Below are 20,293 nucleotides of genomic sequence, written 5' to 3' on the forward strand. Positions count from 1 at the left end.
CATTAAGTATCACATTTATGTTCCTTGGTATCGATTTAGGCACTTCAGGTGTAAAAGTAATTATTTTAGACGAGAAAGACCAATTGCTTGCTCAAGCAAGTGGATCTTTAAGCGTTTCACGCCCTGCACCACTTTTTTCTGAGCAAAACCCTACAGACTGGTGGCTTGCTACATGTAGTGCAATCGAGGATCTTAAAAATACTCACCCTGCATTACTAAAATCGGTAAAGGCTGTGGGCCTTTCTGGGCAAATGCATGGCGCTACGCTGCTTGATAAAAACAATAATATTATTCGCCCAGCCATTTTATGGAACGACGGGCGTAGTGCTGCACAATGTGTAGAGCTTGAAAAACGCGAACCAAATTCTCGTAATATTACCGGCAACATTGCAATGCCTGGTTTTACTGCACCTAAATTGGTGTGGTTAAAAGAGTTTGAGCCAGAAAATTTTGCAAAAGTAGCCAAAGTATTATTACCAAAAGACTACCTACGCTTTTTAACGACCGGCGATTTTGCATCAGATATGTCTGACTCTGCAGGCACATTATGGCTAGACGTAGAAAAAAGAGCATGGTCGCAAAAAATGCTTAGTGCTTGCGACTTAAAAGAGCAACACATGCCTACTCTTTTTGAAGGCACACAAATTACAGGCAAACTAACAGCCCAAGTTGCTGCTAAATGGGGAATGGAGCAAGTACCTGTTGTTGCAGGCGGTGGCGATAATGCCGCAGGCGCTGCCGGTGTAGGCGTAGTAAAGCCAAAACAAGCGTTTTTATCATTAGGTACTTCGGGCGTTTACTTTGTTGCCAACGAAAAATACCTGCCTAACCCAGAAGGTGCTGTACATACTTTTTGTCATTGCATTGAAAACACCTGGCACCAAATGTCAGTGGTGTTAAGCGCAGCAAGCTGTTTAACCTGGGTCACTAAATTAACTGGTTTTGAAAACGAAGGTGCATTGCTTGAACAAGTAAGTAAATGCGACTTTAGCAAACCAAGCTCAGTGATATTTTTGCCTTATTTAACTGGCGAACGTACGCCGCATAATAACCCCGATGCCAAAGGCGTGTTTTTTGGTTTAGACAGTGATACCGATGCAGCAGCCCTTGGCCGCGCAGTACTCGAGGGCGTTGCTTTTGCCTTTGCCGATGGCCAGCAAGTACTGCTTGATGCCGGCGCACAAATTGACGATGTAACCGTTATTGGTGGTGGCGCTAAAAGCCCACTGTGGGGAAAAATCATCGCAAGCGTACTTAACCGCCCCCTAATTTACCGAGAAGGCTCAGAAGTTGGTCCCGCATTTGGCGCTGCAAGGCTTGCCCGAATAGCAGTAACACAACTCTCTGCACAACAAGTGTGTGTTAACCGCAAAGTAACGCAAACTATTGAGCCAGACCCAATCATGCAAGACTTTTACGCACAGCAATACACAACATACAAAGCACTTTATCAAAGTGTAAAAACATACTTTTAATACACTATTATAAAATTAATGGAGCACAATATGAGCGAGCAATTTTTTACAAACGTTGAAAAAATTAAATTTGAGGGTGAAAACTCTAAAAACCCATTTGCATTTCGTTACTACGACGAAAACCAAGTAGTGCTTGGCAAAACAATGAAAGAGCACCTTCGTTTTGCAGCTTGTTACTGGCATAACTTTTGTTCTACAGGGTTTGATATTTTTGGTGAAGGTACGTTTGACCGTCCTTGGATCCAACCTGTAGGCAATCAATTAGAACTTGCTGAACAAAAAGTAAAAGTAGCCTTTGAATTTTATGAAAAATTAGGCGTTCCTTACTTTTGTTTTCATGATGTTGATATTGCACCTGAAGGCAAAACACTACAAGAAAGCCACAATAACGTAACGCACATAGCAAACATTATCGAAAAAGAAATGCAGCGCACAGGTGTAAAACTACTGTGGGGTACTGCTAACTTATTCTCAAATCAGCGTTTTTGTGCCGGTGGTGCAACAAACCCTAACCCTAATACGTATGCATATGCAGCAGCACAAGTTAAACATGCAATGGAAATTACGCATCGTTTAGGCGGCGAAAACTACGTACTGTGGGGTGGTCGTGAAGGTTACGACACACTACTAAATACAGACCTTGCGCAAGAAAGCGAACAGTACGCACGCTTTTTAAAAATGGTTGTAGAGCACAAGAAAAAAATTGGTTTTAAAGGTACATTATTAATTGAGCCAAAACCACAAGAGCCGACTAAGCACCAGTACGATTACGATACAGCAACAGTTGCAGGCTTTTTGTATAAGCACGGCTTACAAGACGAAATTAAAGTAAACATTGAAGCAAACCACGCAACACTTGCGGGTCATAGTTTCCATCACGAAATTGCAGTTGCTTGCGCAGAAGGCATTATGGGTAGTATTGATGCTAACCGCGGCGACATGCAAAACGGTTGGGATACAGACCAATTTCCTAACGATGTAGCTGAGTGCACACTTGTTGTTTACGAAATTTTAAAAATGGGTGGCTTTACAACGGGCGGCTTTAACTTTGACACTAAACTCCGTCGTCAATCGTGTGAACGCGATGACTTATTCATCGGTCACATTGGCGGTATGGATACGATGGCTAAAGCGTTACTCAATGCAGCAGCAATGATTGAAGGTGGCGAGCTGTCTGACTTTGTTGAAAAACGTTACGCAGGCTGGAAAGAAGACCTAGGTCAAAGCATTCTAAATGGTGAGCAATCACTTGAGAGCCTTTCAGCCTTAGTACACGAGAACAACATCGATCCTAAGCAAGTTTCTGGTCGCCAAGAACTGCTTGAGAATATTGTTAACCGCTACGTATAAGGACATCGCCTCGGTTTTAAAGCCGAGGCGTACATCATTATGAACTTGTTAGAACAACTCAAAAAAGTAACCACGGTCGTTGCCGACAGTGGCGATGTAGAGTCAATCAAAGCTCTACAACCGGTTGATGCAACAACCAATCCTTCGTTAATTTTACAAGCTGCAAAATTACCTCAGTATAAACATTTAATTAGTGATGCTATAAGCAAAGCTGGCAACGACGTTGACGCTATTTGCGACCAACTTATTGTTAACTTTGGCTGTGAAATACTAAAGGTAATACCTGGGCGTATATCAAGCGAAGTAGATGCGCGTTTATCGTTTGATACCCAAGCAAGTATTGCCAAAGGGCGTAAGCTTATTTCGCTTTACGAGCAAACGGGTATTTCAAAAGACCGCGTACTTATTAAACTTGCTTCAACATGGGAAGGCATTAAAGCCGCCGAACAGTTAGAAAAAGAAGGTATTAAGTGTAACTTAACCCTGCTTTTTTCGATGGCTCAAGCCATTGCATGCGCACAAGCTAACGTAACGCTTATATCTCCGTTTGTTGGGCGTATTCTTGATTGGTACAAAGCGTCTGAAAACAAAGAATACACCCCAAGCGAAGATCCTGGTGTGCAGTCGGTTACAGGTATTTATCAGTACTATAAAAAGTACGATTATAAAACCGTGGTAATGGGCGCAAGCTTTAGAAACATTCAGGAAATAATCGAACTTGCTGGCTGCGATTTACTGACTATCTCGCCATCATTACTCAATGATTTACAAAGCCAAGAAGGTACTCTGGTTACTAAGCTTGACGCTGCAAATATTGACAAAGCACCGCAAAGCGACATAACTCCACTCACCCACGAGCAATTTTTATGGCAGCACAACGAAGATCCAATGGCCAGCGAAAAGCTCGGTGAAGGTATTCGTAACTTTGCCAAAGATCAGCGTATTTTGGCTAAATTGGTTGAAGACTTACTAAACTAATTTCCCTCAAGCCTGCTACATAACGTGCGGGCTTTTTTAATTTTATTTGAGGTAATACATGACTCAACTTTCTTCTTCTCGTGCGCCTTTTGCTAATGCCATTCGTGCACTCAGTATGGATGCGGTACAGCAAGCAAACTCAGGGCATCCGGGCGCACCTATGGGTATGGCCGATATAGCCGAAGTACTGTGGAACGATTTTTTAAACCACAATCCAACCGATCCAAATTGGCCAAACCGAGACCGCTTTGTACTTAGTAACGGTCACGGATCTATGCTTATTTATTCTTTATTGCATTTAAGCGGGTACGAACTACCACTAAGCGAGCTTAAACAATTTAGACAAATGCATTCAAAAACCCCAGGTCACCCTGAATACGGTTACACCCCAGGTGTTGAAACAACAACAGGTCCGCTTGGCGCAGGTTTATCAAATGCCGTAGGCATGGCCATTGCCGAAAAAGCCCTAGCAGCACAATTTAACAAAGAGAGTTTTGATATTGTTGATCATTACACTTACTGTTTTATGGGCGATGGCTGTTTAATGGAAGGTATATCGCACGAAGCATGTTCGCTTGCAGGCACATTAGGCCTGGGTAAACTTATTGCTTTTTGGGACGATAACGGCATATCTATCGACGGACACGTTGAGGGCTGGTTTACCGACGACACCGCTAAACGCTTTGATGCTTACGGCTGGCATGTAATAAAAGATATTGACGGTCACGACCCAGAACAAATTGCCAGCGCCATTGCACAAGCAAAACAAGTGAGCGATAAACCTACTCTACTTTGTTGTAAAACCGTGATTGGTTTTGGCTCGCCAAATAAATCAGGCTCGCACGACTGCCATGGCTCGCCATTAGGTAATGACGAAATAACTGCGGCGCGCAAATTTTTAAACCTCCCAAATGAAGCATTTAGTATCAGTGATGATATTTACACCCATTGGGACGCTAAACAAAGCGGTGATAAAAAACAAAAACAATGGCAACAACTGTTTAGCGACTACACCAAAAGCCACCCAGAGCTTGCCAAAGAATTTGAACGCCGCGTAATTAAACGCACCCTGCCTGAAAGTTTTGAAGCTATTGCAAACGACTACATTACACAGTGCGATAAAGACGCTGCCAATATTGCCAGCCGAAAAGCCTCGCAAAACACTATTGAAGCCTTTGCCCCGCATTTACCAGAGTTACTGGGTGGCTCTGCCGATTTAGCCGGTTCTAACTTAACGCTGTGGTCTGGCTCTAAAGGCATAAGCGCAGATGACGCCAGCGGTAATTACCTGTTTTATGGCGTGCGCGAGTTTGGTATGAGCGGCATTATGAATGGCATATCACTGCACAGTGGTTTTATTAATTACGGTGCTACGTTTTTAATGTTTATGGAATACGCCCGTAACGCAGTAAGAATGTCGGCACTTATGGGTATTCAAAATATATTTGTGTATACCCACGACTCTATTGGTCAAGGTGAAGACGGTCCAACTCACCAACCTATTGAGCAACTAGCCAACTTACGTATGACGCCAAACCTAGTCACATGGCGCCCATGTGACGCAGTAGAAACTGCCGTTTCGTGGAAAAACGCGATACAAAATCAGCAGCAACCTACTGCGCTTATTTTTAGTCGCCAAGGGCTCAACCACCAGCCACGTACCGCTCAGCAAATTAGCGACATAGAAAAAGGCGGCTATATTCTTAGCGATAGCAATAAAGTGCCTGAGCTTATTTTAATTGCAACGGGTTCTGAAGTTGATTTAGCAATGCAAGCCGCAAAAGAGCTGACAGCACAAGGTGTTGCAGTGCGTGTGGTATCAATGCCAAGCACCACATTGTTTGATCTACAATCAGACGATTACAAGCAAAGTGTATTGCCAAACTCGGTAGCAAACCGTATTGCAATTGAAACATCACACCAAGACTACTGGCTTAAATATGTAGGCTTACAAGGCAAAGTAATTGGTATGAGCACTTTTGGTGAGTCGGCGCCAGGTAACGTGTTATTAGAGCATTTTGGCTTTACCACCAAAAATGTAGTGAGCACCGCACAGGCGTTAATTAAAGCCAACACTTAATATATTTAGTACGCGTAATGCGCTAAATAATCCAAACTTTATCCAATTAATGCGCTAAGCCTTTCAAAGCTCGGCGCATTTTTATAATTAACTAACAAAGGTGAACTATGAAATATTTACTATTAATTATGCTTTTTAGTGCAGGTACTAGTTTTAACGCATGGGCAAATGACAAGCAAAATGACAAGCAAAATGATGAACTAATGCTAACGATTTTTTTAAAACACGACCAATCAAAAAACCTCTCTGAGATAAAAGAAATACTAAACAACGCTAACTTTTACAAACACTTCCCACCAGAGGGCGCTACAGTAGAATCTTGGAAAGTAATGATGGGTATAGGGCAAGTAGTTACCTTGCGCTTTCCGGCAGCGCTGTTACCAAAAGTAAACTTATCGATTGAACGTTATGGTTGGAAAGCTTACAGCACTGAGTTTTATCCAACATACGATCTGTACCCAATCGTAAAAGAAGAAATTAAAAAAGCTAGAACGAACAATTAAAAGAGTAACCACAATGACAACTTCACTTATTCAATACACACTAAGTAATGAGACAAACGACACTATTTCTATTATTAACTACGGTGCCCGGCTTACCAGCTGGGTTACCCATGTTGATAATAAAAAACGAAATATTATACTTGGCTATTCTAATATTAATGACTATTTAAACGACACGTTTTACTTAGGCGCTGTAGCCGGCCCTTATGCAAACAGGTTAAGTAACGCACAAGTACATATTGATGATAAAGCCTATGCGCTTAATAAAAACGAAGGCGTAAACCAACTCCACGGCGGTCAAAAAGCATTAAGCGACTTGTTTTGGCAGCTCGATTACCATCAAAAAAATGCGTTAAGTTTAAGTATTACCCTACCCGATGGTTATAACGGCTACCCCGGTAAAACTATATTTAACGTGCTGTATACCTTTACCACTAACAGTAAAAACCAAAGTAATCTTGATATTAAATTTACGATTACCAGTAATAAAAAAACCATTGCAGGGCCAACAGCGCACCCATATTTTAATTTAAATGGCATTACTAACAGCGCACAAGGGCATACATTAAAACTGGCCGCCGCGCATTATACCCCCGTAGATACAAACGCCATTCCCACAGGTTTAATAGCCCCTGTAGCAAATACAACTTTTGACTACACAAATGCGCGGGTGCTTAATAAAACCGATAAACTCGATCATAACTTTGTAACCGAGCAAGTACTTAATCTGCAAACCATTAAGCAACACGCAGAGCTTACAAGCGCCGATGAAAAAGTAATGCTGAGTGTGCTTTCTAACTACCCTGCTATTCAGGTTTATACAGGGCAGCATTTAAAAAGCCCGTTTAACCAATTTGACGGTATTTGCCTAGAACCGCAATTTTGCCCCGATAGCCCAAATAACCCACACTTCCCATTTAGCTATTTAACACCACAAGTGCCTTTGCAAACGCATATTAGTTACTGCTTAACTAAAACCAATAAAAAATAGCTATTTTATAAACCAAAAAAGGATCGCTATTAAGCGATCCTTTGCGGGAGATTAAATGTTTAGTGCGATTATAAATCGCTTACAAAGCTTTTAAGTTTTAACTCACGGTCAATTAATAATGGGTAATCGGTGCGCCCTTGCATTGGCCAATCGTTGCGCCAAGTACGTGCATCGCTTATACCCCAAAAAGTAACACGGCTTACTTTATCGTCATGTTTTTTAAGTATGTCAAACACGGCTTTGTAGCGCTCGCCTAACTGGGTGTTTACTTCACTAGGCAAACCATTCGGGTATGGGTTAAATCGCTCTTGCAGCGCAATATCTAACGAAATATCAGCTCCTTGTTCTTCACCCTCAGGGAATGGTAATACCGAAATATCAAGCTCGGTTATCATCACATCAATACCCGTTGCAGCGTATGCCACAATAGAGTCTTCCATTAACGAAAGCTCCGGGTTATCAAGCGAATAATGCGCTTGCATACCAATACCATCTATTTCAATGCCTTTGCTTTGTAAATTTTTAATAAGCGCAATTGCACCGGCTCTTTTTTCTGGCTTATATAAGTTGTAATCGTTGTAGTATAGCTTGGCATTAGGCGCTGCCTGCTTAGCGTATTTAAACGCATATTCTATAAAGTCGTCACCAATAATGGTGCTCCATTTAGATTCACGCAGTGTGCCGTCTTCGTTAAGTGCTTCGTTTACCACGTCCCATGCAAAAATGCGGTTTTTATAACGCCCTGCAACAGCATTAATATGGTTTTGCATGCGCTTAAGTAATGCATCGCGGGTTAGCGGCTCGCCTTGTTCGTCTTCAAAAACCCAGTCAGGAGTTTGCGAATGCCACACTAATGTGTGCCCGACTAATTCTTGGTTGTTCTCTTGTGCGTACTGAACTAACGCATCAGCGGCTTCAAAATCATAGGTTTCTAGCTCTGGGTGTATACGCTCCCACTTCATTGAGTTTTCTGGCGTAAAGGTATTAAATTGCGCTTTAGCCACATTTAAATCTTCAGGCAAAGCCCCTAATATTTGGTCGCGGCTAATCGCTGTACCTATTTTAAAGTGGTCTTTAAATTGCGCTTTTAGCGTTAATTGCTCCGGCGCTTTTAATGTTGGTTTACTTTGCTCTGCTGAGCCATTACAGCCAAGTGCAAGGCTCGACATTCCTAATAAAATAGCAATCGTAAATTTATTTTTATGCATGATGTACCTGTTGTGTGTTTTTTAGTGTGCAACGTAAACTTAACACCATATAGTCTTTTTGACAACAACGTTTTGTTAAAATAGACTGAACAAAAATAACACAGCATACATTCCTTAATCACACACTTTACTAGCAACAAAATTAGCAAGGACACACATGAAAAAAATAATAATAAAACGGCTTCTGTTAATTAGCGCATTTTTCGCCTCATTTATATTCAGCGCCCTAATTCGCGCGGAGCAAACCAGTACTCACTTGCCTATTTGGCATAAATTAAGCTTAACCCTTGAAGGCCCGTACACCAGCGAGCTTGCCACGCCTAACCCCTTTACCGACTACCGCTTAGACGCTACATTTACCAGCCCCACTAACAGGCAATATACAGTACCTGGGTATTATGCAGCCGATGCAAACACTGCTCAAACACATGCAACAGCAGGTAATAAATGGCAGGTTTTGTTTTCGCCCAACGAACTTGGAAAATGGCGCTATACGCTCTCATTTGTTAAAGGTAGTAATATCGCAAGCGTGCCATTAAATACTGTTACAAATGAGCAATCAGCCGGATTTTTTGATAAACAAACAGGCGAGTTTAATGTTACCGCCGCCACTAAATCATCCAGCAGTAAAGACTTTAAAAGCAAAGGTAAGCTTGAATACGTTAATAAACCCTATTTGCAGTTTAATGGCTCAAAAGAGTACTTTTTAAAAGCCGGTGCTAACAGCCCCGAAGTGCTGCTTGGCTTTTCAGGGTTTGATGCCACTCCCACAAAGCGTAACTACCAAGCGCACATAAAGCATTGGCAAAATAGCGACCCTACATGGCAAACAACCAATACAGAGACTGATAATAGTAGTCATCAATCTTCTAAAGGCATTATTGGGCTAATAAATTATTTAGCGTCGCTTAACATTAACGCGTATTACTTTTTAACCATGAACGCCTACGGCGATGGCGACCAAGTTTGGCCATGGCTTAGCAAAACCCAAACCACACGCTACGATGTATCTAAATTAGCTCAGTGGGATATTGTATTTAGCCACATGCAGCAAAAAGGCATAATGACTCACTTTGTAATGAGCGAAACCGAAAACGAATCACTGTTTGAATGGAACGAAAGCCAGCTTAAAAACGACTTTGCTGTTAGTCGTAAAATTTACTATCGCGAGTTATTTGCCCGCTTTGGCTATCATTTAGCAACCACGTGGAATATAGGCGAAGAAAACGGCTGGCAAGATCCAAGCGGCGACGATAAACAACAAAAAGCTAATACCACAAAACAAAGAAAGCAATTTGCCGATTACTTTCAATCACTCACCTACTATCCTGAGCATGTTGTTGTACACAATGGCCCGTCGCTCGACTACCACATTTACGATAAACCAAACGACAACATCTTGGGCTACCCCGCCTACACAGGGGCAAGCTTACAAGGTGAACTTAAAACTAACACCACTTACGGCGATGTTTTAAAGTACCGCCAGCTTACTCAAAACAATCCTCACCCGTGGGTGATCACCATGGACGAAGCCTATATTTATGAGTATGCAAACAATGTAGATACGTGGCGTAACAGCAATGTGTGGGCCACATTTATGGCAGGTGGCGCAGGTATTGAGTTTTATTTAGGCGGTGGCGGCGACCTTGTTGAACAAGATTTAACGCCATACAAAGATTACTATTTAGCGATGACCAACGCCGTTGCGTTTTTTCAAAAATACGTGCCTTTTACAAAGCTTAAACCCACCCCAGAGCTTACAAAAACAGGCTGGGCGTTAAGTGATAACTCAACGTTTTACTTATTTTATTTTAGTAACGCAAGCCAAGCACAAGTCACATTACCAAACGCCTGCTATACACTCGACTGGTTTAACCCACGAACTAACAACTACATAAACGGCAAACGCTTTTGTGTAAATACCGCAACGAGTACACAACTGGCAACACCACCCAACATACCTAATAACGACTGGGTTTATTTAATTAACCTAAGCGCTAAATAATAAGGATAACAACCATGAATCATTTAACAGTTAAACATTGTGTAACCGGCGTATTACTTACAACCGCAGCCACCATTGCATTGCCTGTAAACGCAGCAGATAAACCTACACAACTTACATCAGCTATTGTGAGTCAAAAAGACGCTCACATTACTCATTACGAAGGCGGCGATTTTCATACTTACTTTTATGGCGATACACCACTCACCAAAGGCGCTATTACGGGCGTTGCGGTTATTAAACCTAATAACGAAATACACCCTGCCCACCAGCATCCTGATGAAGAATACTTAATGATTCTTGAAGGCTCTGGCACGTGGACGCTTAATGGCAAAAGTCAGCCAGCTCATACTGGAGATATTTTATTTGCAGCCCCTAATGACGTACACGGCATTTATAACAACGGCGATGTGCCGCTTAAATTTGTGGTAGTGAGGTATCAGGCTAAGTAGTTTTGATGATTTTTTAGTGAAATAGACTAAGTGAATTATGCACAAAGAGGTTAAGAGGCGCTTCGCTTTTAGAGGAAAACAAAACAGCCTGATATTAGATCAGGCTATTTTTAAATTAAAACGAAATATCGTCATCTTTTACTTGTGGAGTTGACTGTCTGTACTGCGGCTGTTGAATTGGCGTTATAAACTTGTCTATTCTAGATTCATTTTTTAACACATATTCAACCCCATCTTGTGTTAATTTATAGCCATACCATTCATTACCATTAAAGTCTGAATCAAGTACTCTCTCAATTAAGCGCATTCTTTCTAGTTTTATTAAAGCAATACTATGTCCGTATGGCTCTGAAGTATTAGACAAGCTAAAAGCTGAAATACTGTCATTGTCTGTTACAGTTGAAAGTAACTTGCAAAGAATACTAATCATAGAATCTGTTACAACATGTTCTGGTGCATACTTTTGCTTTGTATCTAGACCAACAGCTGTGTTTAAGTCATCTTTTGATTTACTATCAAAACTTCCTAACTTATCTATCTGTCTTAAGAATCTTGTACATGCAGCATTTACTGCAGACTCTAACTCGTTGTCTCTGCGGTTAGGATCATAATCATTTATATTAAGCCCCAGTAAATCTGTCGGCATATGAAGATCTTCGCCGCGAGGTTTAAGGATAAAACAACGCTCTTTGCCTAAAGCTCCAATAAACAACCCTAATTCAAATATTACATTGTCTCGAACGGTAGGCTTAGGACTATTTCTCATTACAGTTAGATCTTCAGGTCGAAATATGAATAGTGCGAAATCAACATTTTTGGCTTTATCGGTAAGTGATGTAAGAGTATCCCCACCTGAGTTGAAAATTTTATCCCAAATTGTTACTTCAACTTTACGGTCAAGACAAGCATTACATGCGCTAGCAACATCATAACTTTCCGATGATGAACCAATAAATAGACGAGGTTTTTCCATACAAATACAACCACTTTAAATAATTTATACCATACTATACAGATACTTAAGTTTGATGATTCGTATAGCCGTTAATACAGAACATACTTATTTAATTTAATGATATAGGTATATTCTGATATTTATTTCCCATATTAGTACCAAATACCATAACATATTGCTAGTTATAAACTTTAAGCTCTTTTTTCTTATCATGATGCTTTAAAGTCATGGGGCACTTCTCATTTTCTTCTCATTCTTTTCTCTTTGTGAAAATTCCCCAAAAAAAAGCCGAGTATTTTTAAATACTCGGCTTTGACTACACAATGCGGTTTACTGAACTACATCAGCAATTGTTTTAATAATCGGCTTAGGGTTTAAATTACGATCCCATAACAACGGGTAGTTTGTTCTGTTTGGGATTGGGTAGTCGTTTTTCCACGACATACCATCGTGTAACCCCCAAAAGGTTACGCGGTCTATCTTGTCGCGTTTTGCGTAAAACAGTTCAAACAAGGCTTTATAACGGGCGTTTAGTTGCGCTTCTACGTCGCTCGGCAAGCCATTTTTGTATGGGTCGAGGTAGGTTTCAAACTCTTCTAACTGAAACTGTGGTTTCATCATATCGGTGCCGGTAATCTGCCCTTCTTTTGTTAAAGGCAGCACGTCTATATCAAGCTCAGTGATCATCACTTTTATACCCAGTGCGGCGTATGCATCGATAGCTTGCTCAATGTATTGCATTTTAGGAAAGTTAAGCCCCCAATGCGCTTGTATGCCAATGCCATCGATTCGAATACCTTCTTTTTGCAGCATTTTGATCATACGTATAATGCCGTCTCTTTTTTCTGGTCGCCATGCATTAAAGTCGTTGTAGTAAAGCTCGGTATTAGGTGAATACTGCTGGGCGTATTTAAATGCGGCTTTTACCATGGTATCGCCATCACCTACGCGGTTAACCCACACAGTTGGGCGATAAGAGCCGTCATCAGCAATCACTTCGTTAACTACATCCCACGCATCTACTTTGTTTTTATAGCGCCCTGCTACAAGCTCTATGTGTTTGCGCATTTGCTCAAGCTGCTGTGCTGGGGTATTTGGCTCATTTTTGCTATTTGTAAAAAACCAGTCGGGCGTTTGGTTATGCCACACTAAGGTGTGGGCTACGGTAAACATATTATTTTGCTTGGCAAAATCTATAAACGCATCTGCACCACTAAAATCGACCTTACCTTGCTGTGGATAAATTACTTCTGCTTTCATGGCGTTTTCTAGGGTGACTGTATTAAATTGCTTAGCAATAATTGACTGCGCGGCTGCGTTTTTGCCTGTCACTATATCTTGATTTACAGCAACCCCCATTTTGAATGAGTCTACAAAGGTGTTTTTAAGGCCTTGGTCTTGTGCAGCGTTTACGCTTAATGATCCTGCAAGTAAAAGCAGGCTGAGTGTGTGTTTTTTATGCATGTGTGTGCTCCGTTGAATCGTTATTATTTTCGATAAATATCATACAACGAAAAAAATAAATGATATAGTCAAAATGACTATTAATTATAAATTAAACAAACCTGAGTAAACGTCTATGCTAAAAACACACAAAAAAACGCTAAGCTTAGTTGTATTAATGCTCTGTTTTAATAAAGCAGCGCTGGCACAACAACCTGAAAATACACCTTTGTTAAACACTGTAAACAGCCAAAGCAATGAGCAGTCGCCATTAATAAAGGGCGTAACACCCACACTTGTTAGTGACAATTTATTATTTTTAGAAGGCCCAACGTGGTCAAGCCAAGATAATGCGTTTTATTTTTCAGAAATGAACTTTGCTAGCTCGCAAGCACTTGGCCCTGATTCGACCATTTATAAATTAGTGCTGCCCAATACCCTCACCACTTATTTAAAACACAGTGGTACAAACGGCTTGTATGCCAAAGGGCAGAACCTCTATACGCTTAACCATAGTACGCAGTCGCTTTCTAAAATTAATATAAAAAGCAAGACCAATACCGTAATAGTTAATAAGTTTGATGGGCTAAGCTTTAGCTCGCCAAACGATATGACTATGCACAGAAATGGCGATATTTACTTTACAGATCCTAACTGGCAACTCGGCGAGCGAACTCAACAAATGCCTTATACCGGTGTGTATAAATTAAGTAATACAGGCACACTTAGTTTAATTGACGCTACGCTTGAAAAGCCCAACGGTGTTGCGCTCTCGCCCGATCAACGTACCCTTTATGTTGGCGACTTTAGTAACCGCGTCAGCAAATACACTATTGATGAAAACGGTGATATTTTACCGCGCGAAGACTTTATTAAAGTAACCTCGCCCGATGGCATAAAAGTAGACTCTGCTGGCAATATTTACGTAAGCAGTCACAAAAAAGGCGTTATTAATATTTACACGCCACACGGCTCACTTATCGATAAAATTGAACTTGGCCCTAATGTAACTAACCTTGCGTTTGGTGGTAAAAATCGCAAAACGTTATTAATAACCACCGCTAAGGGGTTATTTACACTTGATGTAAAAATAGCTGGTTTGGTTAACTAATTAAGCAACGTATTAAAGAGAAAGTTAAGCTCACTCGTTAAGCACAAAAACCGGTGTAACTTGGTTACACCGGTTTTTTATTATCTAGGTTTTGCTACCTAAGCTTTTACTACTTAGATTTTTGCTACTTAGACTTTTGCTGCTTAGGTATTGTTATTTTAATTAAACGTGTTGTTATAAAACTTAAAATTGCCCGATACATGCAGCATAGCTAACATATATAACGAACCATTATAGTAACGGTAGTCACCCGTTGGTTGCGATAAAGACCAAAATTCGTTAAAAAACTCATTTGCTTGCCCAGCGTTTGTTGAAGCAAGTAACGCTACTGCATTCGCGGCTTTTTGACCTTCGCCTGCACAGCCTTTGTTTTGCGCTCCACCGTACGAATACACTTGCTCGTAACAGTTATTGCTGTTGTTAGTTTTTGCATAACTTAAAAAGCCCAGTGCTTTATTTACTGCGCTTTTATGCCACACTTGAGCACCCATTAAATGCGCGTCTAAACCCACATTCATAATTACGCGCCATGCATCAAATTCATACCATTGACCTGGGTTTGCTTGGTCGTTAAAAATGTAGCCAATAACAGGGCTGCCATCTAAGCGCGATAAAAATGTAGGTAAGTTCCAATGCGGGCTACCACTTACTTTTGTAAAATGGTTTTTAAGTAAGGTTCTACTTTTTGTGGCTACTTGTCGCCAGTAAGTTTTGTCTGCTTGGTTAGTTACGTTATTTGCAAAGTAGTCATAAAACGCAGGTATGTGATAAGAAGGGTCTGTTAGGTTATCAATGTAAGGTGAAAAGCGGATTATTTGGTTTTCCATCAGCTTATTTTTAATTGTGTTTAACATGGTAATGGCATCGTTGTAGTAGTTAAACTCACCCGAATTCCCCCAGCGAGCAGAGGCATTAAGTAGTGCAAACGCAAAGTACTCTTCACCATCGGGAGCGGGGCCCTCATCCACTTTATAAACAAAGCCGTTTTGATTAAGCTTTAGTTTCCACGCGTAAACGCCTTGTTTTTTTACATCAGGGTGATTGTCTGGATTTTTTTGATACGCTTTTGCAAAGCGCCATAGGTTATCAAATTCTTCTTGTTTATTAAGCATGACAGCGGCGGTCATTCCCCACGATTGCCCTTCTGTTCTTATATCATCACCCTCGTCTGGGTTAATTGCTTTTATGTAGTGTGCTTTATAAACACCGTTTTCGGTGTACGGGTAGTAAAGTTGTTGTGTGTTGTTATAGCCAAACATATTGTCAAAAGTACTATTCACTTTTTGCTGTATATTTGTTTTACCCATTTCTTGTGCGAGGTTACGGTATGCTCCTGAACTGTCGGCGCCTACACTCGATGGGTTACTATTAAATGCAGCAAGTGATTGATAGCTTATTAGTGTTAACAATAAAGTTGTTATTTTAAAAAATACTTTCATGTTTATCCTCTTTATTTGAATTATATCAGCGTGCAAATTTAATATAGTCTTTTTGACCATTTGATCAAGTGGTTCTCAAAACTATTTGTTTGTTTTATAAACTAAGTGAAATGTGTGAGGTGCTTAATAAGTGTTTAAGAAGTGCTTAAAAAATATAAAAGGCCGCTTAAAAAAGCAGCCTGAATCGACATGAATTGTGCTAAAAAGCGTATTTATTAGTTATTTATTAATTACTACTTTTTTAATCCTTTACCCGTTGCAGCCCAATAAATTCCGCCATAAATATGCTCGGTTAAAAACTCACTTTTATACACCGCATTAGTATGCCCAAGGGCTGTATAAAACGAGCGTCCGCCATCGTAATTGTGATACCACGAAATAGGATGAAACGCCCCCATACCTGAGCCTGTTTTGTTATTACCCCAATCGGCAGTTGGGTTGTAACTTTGCTCATCAACGGTGAGTAAGTAGTTTAACTTAGTGAGCTCTGGCCCAAACTCGTACCACTCGTCTGTCCAAAGCATCTGCTGCGGCATGTGATTTAAGCCAATAAAGTTAGTATTAGGCACTTTACTTAATACACCAGTTTGAATAACAGGATGAATGTTAAAGGTGCGCCCCACCAACTTTTGATACCACGGCCAGTCGTATTCGGTATCTGATGCGCTATGAATGCCAACAAAGCCTTTACCTGCTTTTACAAATCGCTCAAGCGCGGCTTGCTCTTTTGGGTTTAAAATATCGCCCGTGGTTGATAAAAATACCACTACATCAACATTTTTTAAGTAATCGTCGTTAAAATAATGGCTTTCTTCGTGCCAAATTAAGTTAAAAAAGTGCTTATCGGCTAAGCCTTCTAGCGCTTTAACGCCTTCGGTTTGCGACTTATGGTGCCACCCTGCGGTTTTTGTAAATAGCAGCACATTAAATTGCTTTTTAGGGAGGGTATCAAACCCTGTAGCATGACTTTTTTGCACTGTTACCATACTCAGCGCCAATACAACAAAGCTTAATAGCCAACCCTTATATGCGAATCTAGATAAAGAAAAAGACATAGTAATCCTATTTAAAATGAACAAACATATTAGCCGTTAGCCGCCCTGTTTGTGGACACGACGAAATATCGGTAGCCGTATTAGGTAAACTGGTGTGCAGCAAATACCCAGGAAACACAATAAGCCTATTTGGCTTATATTCTATGTGCTTGTAGCACTCAAACTCACTGTGCTGCGTGGTGCAGTAACTAGGCTTTGTATTTGCTAATTCAAGGTATTGCTGAGCATGTGTTAAATACGTGTTTTTGCGCTTTGTGCTTATTGTTTCAAACCCTGTTTTTTTATGCCTAAAAAACCCAGTGCCGCCGTGCTCGCCTTCGCCAAGGTAATGAATAATGGCAATTAAGTTAGGATCGTTTGTATCAAAGTGTGGCAAGGTTTGTATTGGTGATAGCTGCTGCTGCGTTTTAGTAATTAACGATAAGGTATTATCTTTTGGGTATGGGGTAAGTGTTTGCCCAATATTAAATACGTTATAAAACCCCTGTATAAGAGGCTTTAAGTAATCAACCACACATTGCTTTGGCAGCGGCATACGTAAACCTGGGTATTGAGTGAGTTCGTCGGGTTTAAACTCCCCATTACTTTGAGCAGCACTTTGCGCTAGGTTTATAAGTTTTTGCGGCACACTTAGGTAGTCGTCAATTATAATAATTGGCGTTTGCTCTTGCCCTATAAACTCATATTGCGGCTGTAAGTTATTGCCAAGTGTTAGCATAATACTTACTTAGCTTTGCAATAATGATTAATAAAATCAATGTGACTCGGTAAGCTATTTGCTTTTTTAGCCACATGATTTTTTATTGATTCTAAAAATCGTTTAAGCTCATCATCGCTCATGCTATCAACAATTGGGTGATAATTTTGCGGCATTAGCCCTTGCCCTAACATCACTTGTAACCACGATGCTTCGCCAAATAGCTCTTGCTCTGCTTTATATACATGCCCACTTTGCTTAAATAACTCAATGCGCTTTGCGAGTGACTCTGGAATTGGCATGTTTTTACAGTAACGCCAAAAGTCGCTGTCGGTGCGCTGTGTCACATGGTAATGCAGCACAATAAAGTCGCGAATGTTTTCGGCCTCAAAGCGCATTTTGTTATTAAAGTCATCTTGATAGCACGACTCGATTGCTTTGGTTGGCATGTTTTGCATTAATCTTATAATGCTTTGCTGAATTAAATGAATACTGGTTGATTCAAGCGGCTCAATAAAACCACTTGCCAAGCCAATAGCAACACAGTTTTTGTTCCAATGTTTACGCCGTGTACCGGTGCGGTATTTAATAACGCGCGGCTCATTAATAGGTTTGCCTTCTACGTTATTGAGTAGCGCTGTTTTGGCCTCATCATCGCTCATGTATTTACTACAAAACACTAAGCCATTACCACGGCGGCTTTGCAGCGGTATTTGCCACTGCCAACCACATTTATGTGCCATTGCACGCGTATATGGCACTATTGGGCTTACTAATTCGGTTTGTACTGCTACTGCGCTGTCGCACGGGAGCCAATGGCTCCAATCTTCGTATCCGGTGTGTAGCGCTTGCTCTATTAATAAACCTTTAAAGCCGGTGCAATCTATAAATAAATCACCCTCAATAATTTGCCCGTCACCTAAAGTAAGCGATTTTATAAAGCCATTAGTGGGCTCTAAGTTAACTTTGCTTATCATGCCTTCTATACGTTTAGCGCCGTTTTGCTGTGCAAAATTTCGTAAAAATTTAGCGTACAAACCTGCATCTAACTGATAAGCATGGTTACGGTCTTGATTCGGCACTACGGCAAATTTACCCAAGCGACTTGCTACGTGCTCTGTGCAATAGTCGCCAATATCGGCTGCAACACCTTGTTGCATACCTTTTAGCCAAAAGTGCTGAAAACCTGCAGCCCAACAGCCTTGCCCAACATAACCAAATGAGTGAAAGTAGCTTTGCTGGTTTTGTTTCCAGCCCTCAAACGATATGCCTAATTTAAACGTGGCGTTAGTGGCTGCCATAAATTCTGATTCGCTGATTTTTAGCAAATCATGAAATATATGCAGCGTAGGAATAGTAGACTCCCCAACCCCTACGGTAGGAATTAAATCGGATTCAACTAAGCACACTTCAATATTTTTACCTAGCAGCTTTGCCATTGCAGCGCTGCACATCCAACCGGCGGTTCCGCCACCTGCTATTACGATTTTTTTAATTGCATTTTGATTCATAATTCAAACCTTACAAGTACGCTTAGCGTCTTAATTTATTTTGTAATTCGGCTCTTAATTTACGCGCTGCAAGCTCATCCATTGGCTTTGTTAAAATAGCCTGTGCGGGCTCTGGTATGTGGGTAAATTCGTTATCAGCAAATACATAGTAATTAAACAAACGTTGCCATGCTGCGCGCTCATGCTTTGGTAAATTACGTATGTTTAAAATAGCAAGGTGCAACGCATTAGTAGGCTGCCCATACACCGCTGGCGTATTTTTAAACCAATAATTAAACAGTATATTTAAACTGCCAAGCCCCTCTACTTGGTGCCACCACATGCTGGGTAATATAAGGGCATCGCCTGCTTCAAGATCAACGGTAATTGCCGCTTTTATTGCCTGCTCAAATTTAGGGTATTGCGTGAAGTTGGGCGCAGTTGTGGTGGTTAAGCTTATTGGCTGACCACCGGGTGCTTTATCAAGCGGACCTATGTATAAATTATCTATTTGATCGGGGGCAAATAAAGTAAAACGCCTTTTACCTGCAACACAACATGCTAAATTTTGCGCTACGTCGTAATGTGCTGGTACGGTAACCTTTCCGCCTGCCCATACATTAAATAAACAGCCTTCGTTTAATGCGTTAACGTGGCAGTGATTAACCAAACCAGGTAAGCACTGTGCAATGCTAGTAGAGCCAATGTATAAAGTGTCGGCTTGTGGATTATTTGCACTTTGCGCTATTTGCTCAAGCGCACTAATAAATGCCGCTTGTTGATTAGTAAAGTTAAAACCGCTCATATCGGGGTTATACCCTACAACCCCGCTTTGACTGGCAGGTATTGTGCAAGTGTTAACTAAAAAACCTTCGTAAAACGGTGTTAAATAATCAATTGCAGCTGCATCAGATTTTTTAGCGGCAATAACGAGGGGCCAATCGCTTACAAACCCTTTTAGTACAATAGGCACAGACGAGTTCAAAAGCTCCTTGGGCAACGTGCTGGGAGTTAAGCCATTAAGCGTTTGAATTTTATTTTCTAAATTTTCCATAGTTAAG

General features: G+C 40.8%; 17 protein-coding genes. 9 read left to right on the forward strand and 8 right to left on the reverse strand.

The annotated features are described in order from the left end of the window. Nucleotides 1-17 precede the first annotated feature (17 nt). From xylB to GQR39_RS04110, 6 genes are all read left to right on the forward strand, one after another. Nucleotides 18-1,475 carry a xylulokinase gene (gene xylB, locus GQR39_RS04085; protein WP_165734860.1) on the forward strand — a complete coding sequence of 486 codons (1,458 nt, stop codon included), beginning with the start codon at nt 18-20 and terminating at the stop codon, nt 1,473-1,475. 30 nt (nt 1,476-1,505) lie between these two features. Next, a complete protein-coding gene (gene xylA, locus GQR39_RS04090) occupies nt 1,506-2,825 on the forward strand; it encodes a xylose isomerase (RefSeq protein ID WP_165734861.1) in 1,320 nt (439 codons plus the stop codon). A 36-nt stretch (nt 2,826-2,861) separates the two neighbouring features. Next, nucleotides 2,862-3,803, forward strand: a complete 942-nt coding sequence (gene tal, locus GQR39_RS04095; protein WP_346774489.1) for a transaldolase — start codon at nt 2,862-2,864, stop codon at nt 3,801-3,803. 58 nt (nt 3,804-3,861) lie between these two features. Continuing rightward, on the forward strand, nt 3,862-5,883 hold the full coding sequence (tkt, locus tag GQR39_RS04100) for a transketolase (protein ID WP_165734863.1): 2,022 nt from the start codon (nt 3,862-3,864) through the stop codon (nt 5,881-5,883). Between the two features lie 107 nt (nt 5,884-5,990). Then, the gene (locus tag GQR39_RS04105) at nt 5,991-6,386 is read left to right on the forward strand and encodes a hypothetical protein (RefSeq protein ID WP_165734864.1); all 396 of its coding nucleotides are present in this window, start codon (nt 5,991-5,993) and stop codon (nt 6,384-6,386) included. A gap of 13 nt (nt 6,387-6,399) precedes the next feature. Further along, nucleotides 6,400-7,377, forward strand: a complete 978-nt coding sequence (locus GQR39_RS04110) for an aldose epimerase family protein (RefSeq protein WP_165734865.1) — start codon at nt 6,400-6,402, stop codon at nt 7,375-7,377. Between the two features lie 68 nt (nt 7,378-7,445). Here the strand turns inward: GQR39_RS04110 and GQR39_RS04115 are convergent, their stop codons facing one another. Then, the gene (locus GQR39_RS04115) at nt 7,446-8,585 is read right to left on the reverse strand and encodes an endo-1,4-beta-xylanase (RefSeq protein ID WP_165725331.1); all 1,140 of its coding nucleotides are present in this window, start codon (nt 8,583-8,585) and stop codon (nt 7,446-7,448) included. A gap of 157 nt (nt 8,586-8,742) precedes the next feature. Here GQR39_RS04115 and GQR39_RS04120 point away from each other — a divergent pair, with 157 nt between their 5' ends. Then, nucleotides 8,743-10,590: a DUF5060 domain-containing protein gene (locus tag GQR39_RS04120; protein WP_165734866.1), complete on the forward strand. Its 1,848-nt coding sequence runs from the start codon at nt 8,743-8,745 to the stop codon at nt 10,588-10,590. Between the two features lie 14 nt (nt 10,591-10,604). Further along, nucleotides 10,605-11,042: a cupin domain-containing protein gene (locus tag GQR39_RS04125; protein ID WP_165734867.1), complete on the forward strand. Its 438-nt coding sequence runs from the start codon at nt 10,605-10,607 to the stop codon at nt 11,040-11,042. A gap of 115 nt (nt 11,043-11,157) precedes the next feature. Here GQR39_RS04125 and GQR39_RS04130 read toward each other — a convergent pair whose 3' ends face one another. Both GQR39_RS04130 and GQR39_RS04135 read right to left on the reverse strand, forming a co-directional pair. Continuing rightward, a complete protein-coding gene (locus GQR39_RS04130; protein WP_165734868.1) occupies nt 11,158-12,015 on the reverse strand; it encodes a nucleotide-binding protein in 858 nt (285 codons plus the stop codon). Between the two features lie 312 nt (nt 12,016-12,327). After that, complete coding sequence (locus tag GQR39_RS04135) at nt 12,328-13,461, reverse strand: endo-1,4-beta-xylanase (protein ID WP_165734869.1); 1,134 nt, start codon at nt 13,459-13,461, stop codon at nt 12,328-12,330. Nucleotides 13,462-13,576: 115 nt separating this feature from the next. Between GQR39_RS04135 and GQR39_RS04140 the strand changes: the two genes are divergently transcribed. Then, nucleotides 13,577-14,551, forward strand: a complete 975-nt coding sequence (locus GQR39_RS04140; protein WP_165734870.1) for an SMP-30/gluconolactonase/LRE family protein — start codon at nt 13,577-13,579, stop codon at nt 14,549-14,551. Nucleotides 14,552-14,709: 158 nt separating this feature from the next. Here the strand turns inward: GQR39_RS04140 and GQR39_RS04145 are convergent, their stop codons facing one another. The 5 genes from GQR39_RS04145 to GQR39_RS04165 all read right to left on the reverse strand — a co-directional run bounded on the left by GQR39_RS04145 (nt 14,710) and on the right by GQR39_RS04165 (nt 20,286). After that, the gene (locus GQR39_RS04145; protein WP_165734871.1) at nt 14,710-15,990 is read right to left on the reverse strand and encodes a glycosyl hydrolase family 8; all 1,281 of its coding nucleotides are present in this window, start codon (nt 15,988-15,990) and stop codon (nt 14,710-14,712) included. A gap of 233 nt (nt 15,991-16,223) precedes the next feature. Beyond that, nucleotides 16,224-17,045, reverse strand: coding sequence for a ThuA domain-containing protein (locus GQR39_RS04150; protein ID WP_165734872.1), 822 nt, complete (start codon nt 17,043-17,045; stop codon nt 16,224-16,226). A 7-nt stretch (nt 17,046-17,052) separates the two neighbouring features. Continuing rightward, nucleotides 17,053-17,763, reverse strand: coding sequence for a DUF6445 family protein (locus GQR39_RS04155; RefSeq protein WP_165734873.1), 711 nt, complete (start codon nt 17,761-17,763; stop codon nt 17,053-17,055). Nucleotides 17,764-17,768: 5 nt separating this feature from the next. Next, complete coding sequence (locus tag GQR39_RS04160) at nt 17,769-19,253, reverse strand: tryptophan halogenase family protein (protein ID WP_165734874.1); 1,485 nt, start codon at nt 19,251-19,253, stop codon at nt 17,769-17,771. A gap of 22 nt (nt 19,254-19,275) precedes the next feature. Then, nucleotides 19,276-20,286 carry a cupin-like domain-containing protein gene (locus GQR39_RS04165; RefSeq protein WP_165734875.1) on the reverse strand — a complete coding sequence of 337 codons (1,011 nt, stop codon included), beginning with the start codon at nt 20,284-20,286 and terminating at the stop codon, nt 19,276-19,278. Nucleotides 20,287-20,293: the final 7 nt, after the last annotated feature.

Source organism: Pseudoalteromonas sp. C8 (assembly GCF_011378685.1).
Taxonomy (GTDB): domain Bacteria; phylum Pseudomonadota; class Gammaproteobacteria; order Enterobacterales; family Alteromonadaceae; genus Pseudoalteromonas; species Pseudoalteromonas arctica.

Excerpts from the sequence above, each read along its gene's own strand:
- xylB (WP_165734860.1), top strand. The coding sequence starts at position 18 with ATGTTCCTTGGTATCGATTTAGGCACTTCAGGTGTAAAAGTAATTATT.
- xylA (WP_165734861.1), top strand. The coding sequence starts at position 1,506 with ATGAGCGAGCAATTTTTTACAAACGTTGAAAAAATTAAATTTGAGGGT.
- tkt (WP_165734863.1), top strand. The coding sequence starts at position 3,862 with ATGACTCAACTTTCTTCTTCTCGTGCGCCTTTTGCTAATGCCATTCGT.
- GQR39_RS04105 (WP_165734864.1), top strand. The coding sequence starts at position 5,991 with ATGAAATATTTACTATTAATTATGCTTTTTAGTGCAGGTACTAGTTTT.
- GQR39_RS04110 (WP_165734865.1), top strand. The coding sequence starts at position 6,400 with ATGACAACTTCACTTATTCAATACACACTAAGTAATGAGACAAACGAC.
- GQR39_RS04115 (WP_165725331.1), bottom strand. The coding sequence starts at position 8,585 with ATGCATAAAAATAAATTTACGATTGCTATTTTATTAGGAATGTCGAGC.
- GQR39_RS04120 (WP_165734866.1), top strand. The coding sequence starts at position 8,743 with ATGAAAAAAATAATAATAAAACGGCTTCTGTTAATTAGCGCATTTTTC.
- GQR39_RS04125 (WP_165734867.1), top strand. The coding sequence starts at position 10,605 with ATGAATCATTTAACAGTTAAACATTGTGTAACCGGCGTATTACTTACA.
- GQR39_RS04130 (WP_165734868.1), bottom strand. The coding sequence starts at position 12,015 with ATGGAAAAACCTCGTCTATTTATTGGTTCATCATCGGAAAGTTATGAT.
- GQR39_RS04135 (WP_165734869.1), bottom strand. The coding sequence starts at position 13,461 with ATGCATAAAAAACACACACTCAGCCTGCTTTTACTTGCAGGATCATTA.
- GQR39_RS04140 (WP_165734870.1), top strand. The coding sequence starts at position 13,577 with ATGCTAAAAACACACAAAAAAACGCTAAGCTTAGTTGTATTAATGCTC.
- GQR39_RS04145 (WP_165734871.1), bottom strand. The coding sequence starts at position 15,990 with ATGAAAGTATTTTTTAAAATAACAACTTTATTGTTAACACTAATAAGC.
- GQR39_RS04150 (WP_165734872.1), bottom strand. The coding sequence starts at position 17,045 with ATGTCTTTTTCTTTATCTAGATTCGCATATAAGGGTTGGCTATTAAGC.
- GQR39_RS04155 (WP_165734873.1), bottom strand. The coding sequence starts at position 17,763 with ATGCTAACACTTGGCAATAACTTACAGCCGCAATATGAGTTTATAGGG.
- GQR39_RS04160 (WP_165734874.1), bottom strand. The coding sequence starts at position 19,253 with ATGAATCAAAATGCAATTAAAAAAATCGTAATAGCAGGTGGCGGAACC.
- GQR39_RS04165 (WP_165734875.1), bottom strand. The coding sequence starts at position 20,286 with ATGGAAAATTTAGAAAATAAAATTCAAACGCTTAATGGCTTAACTCCC.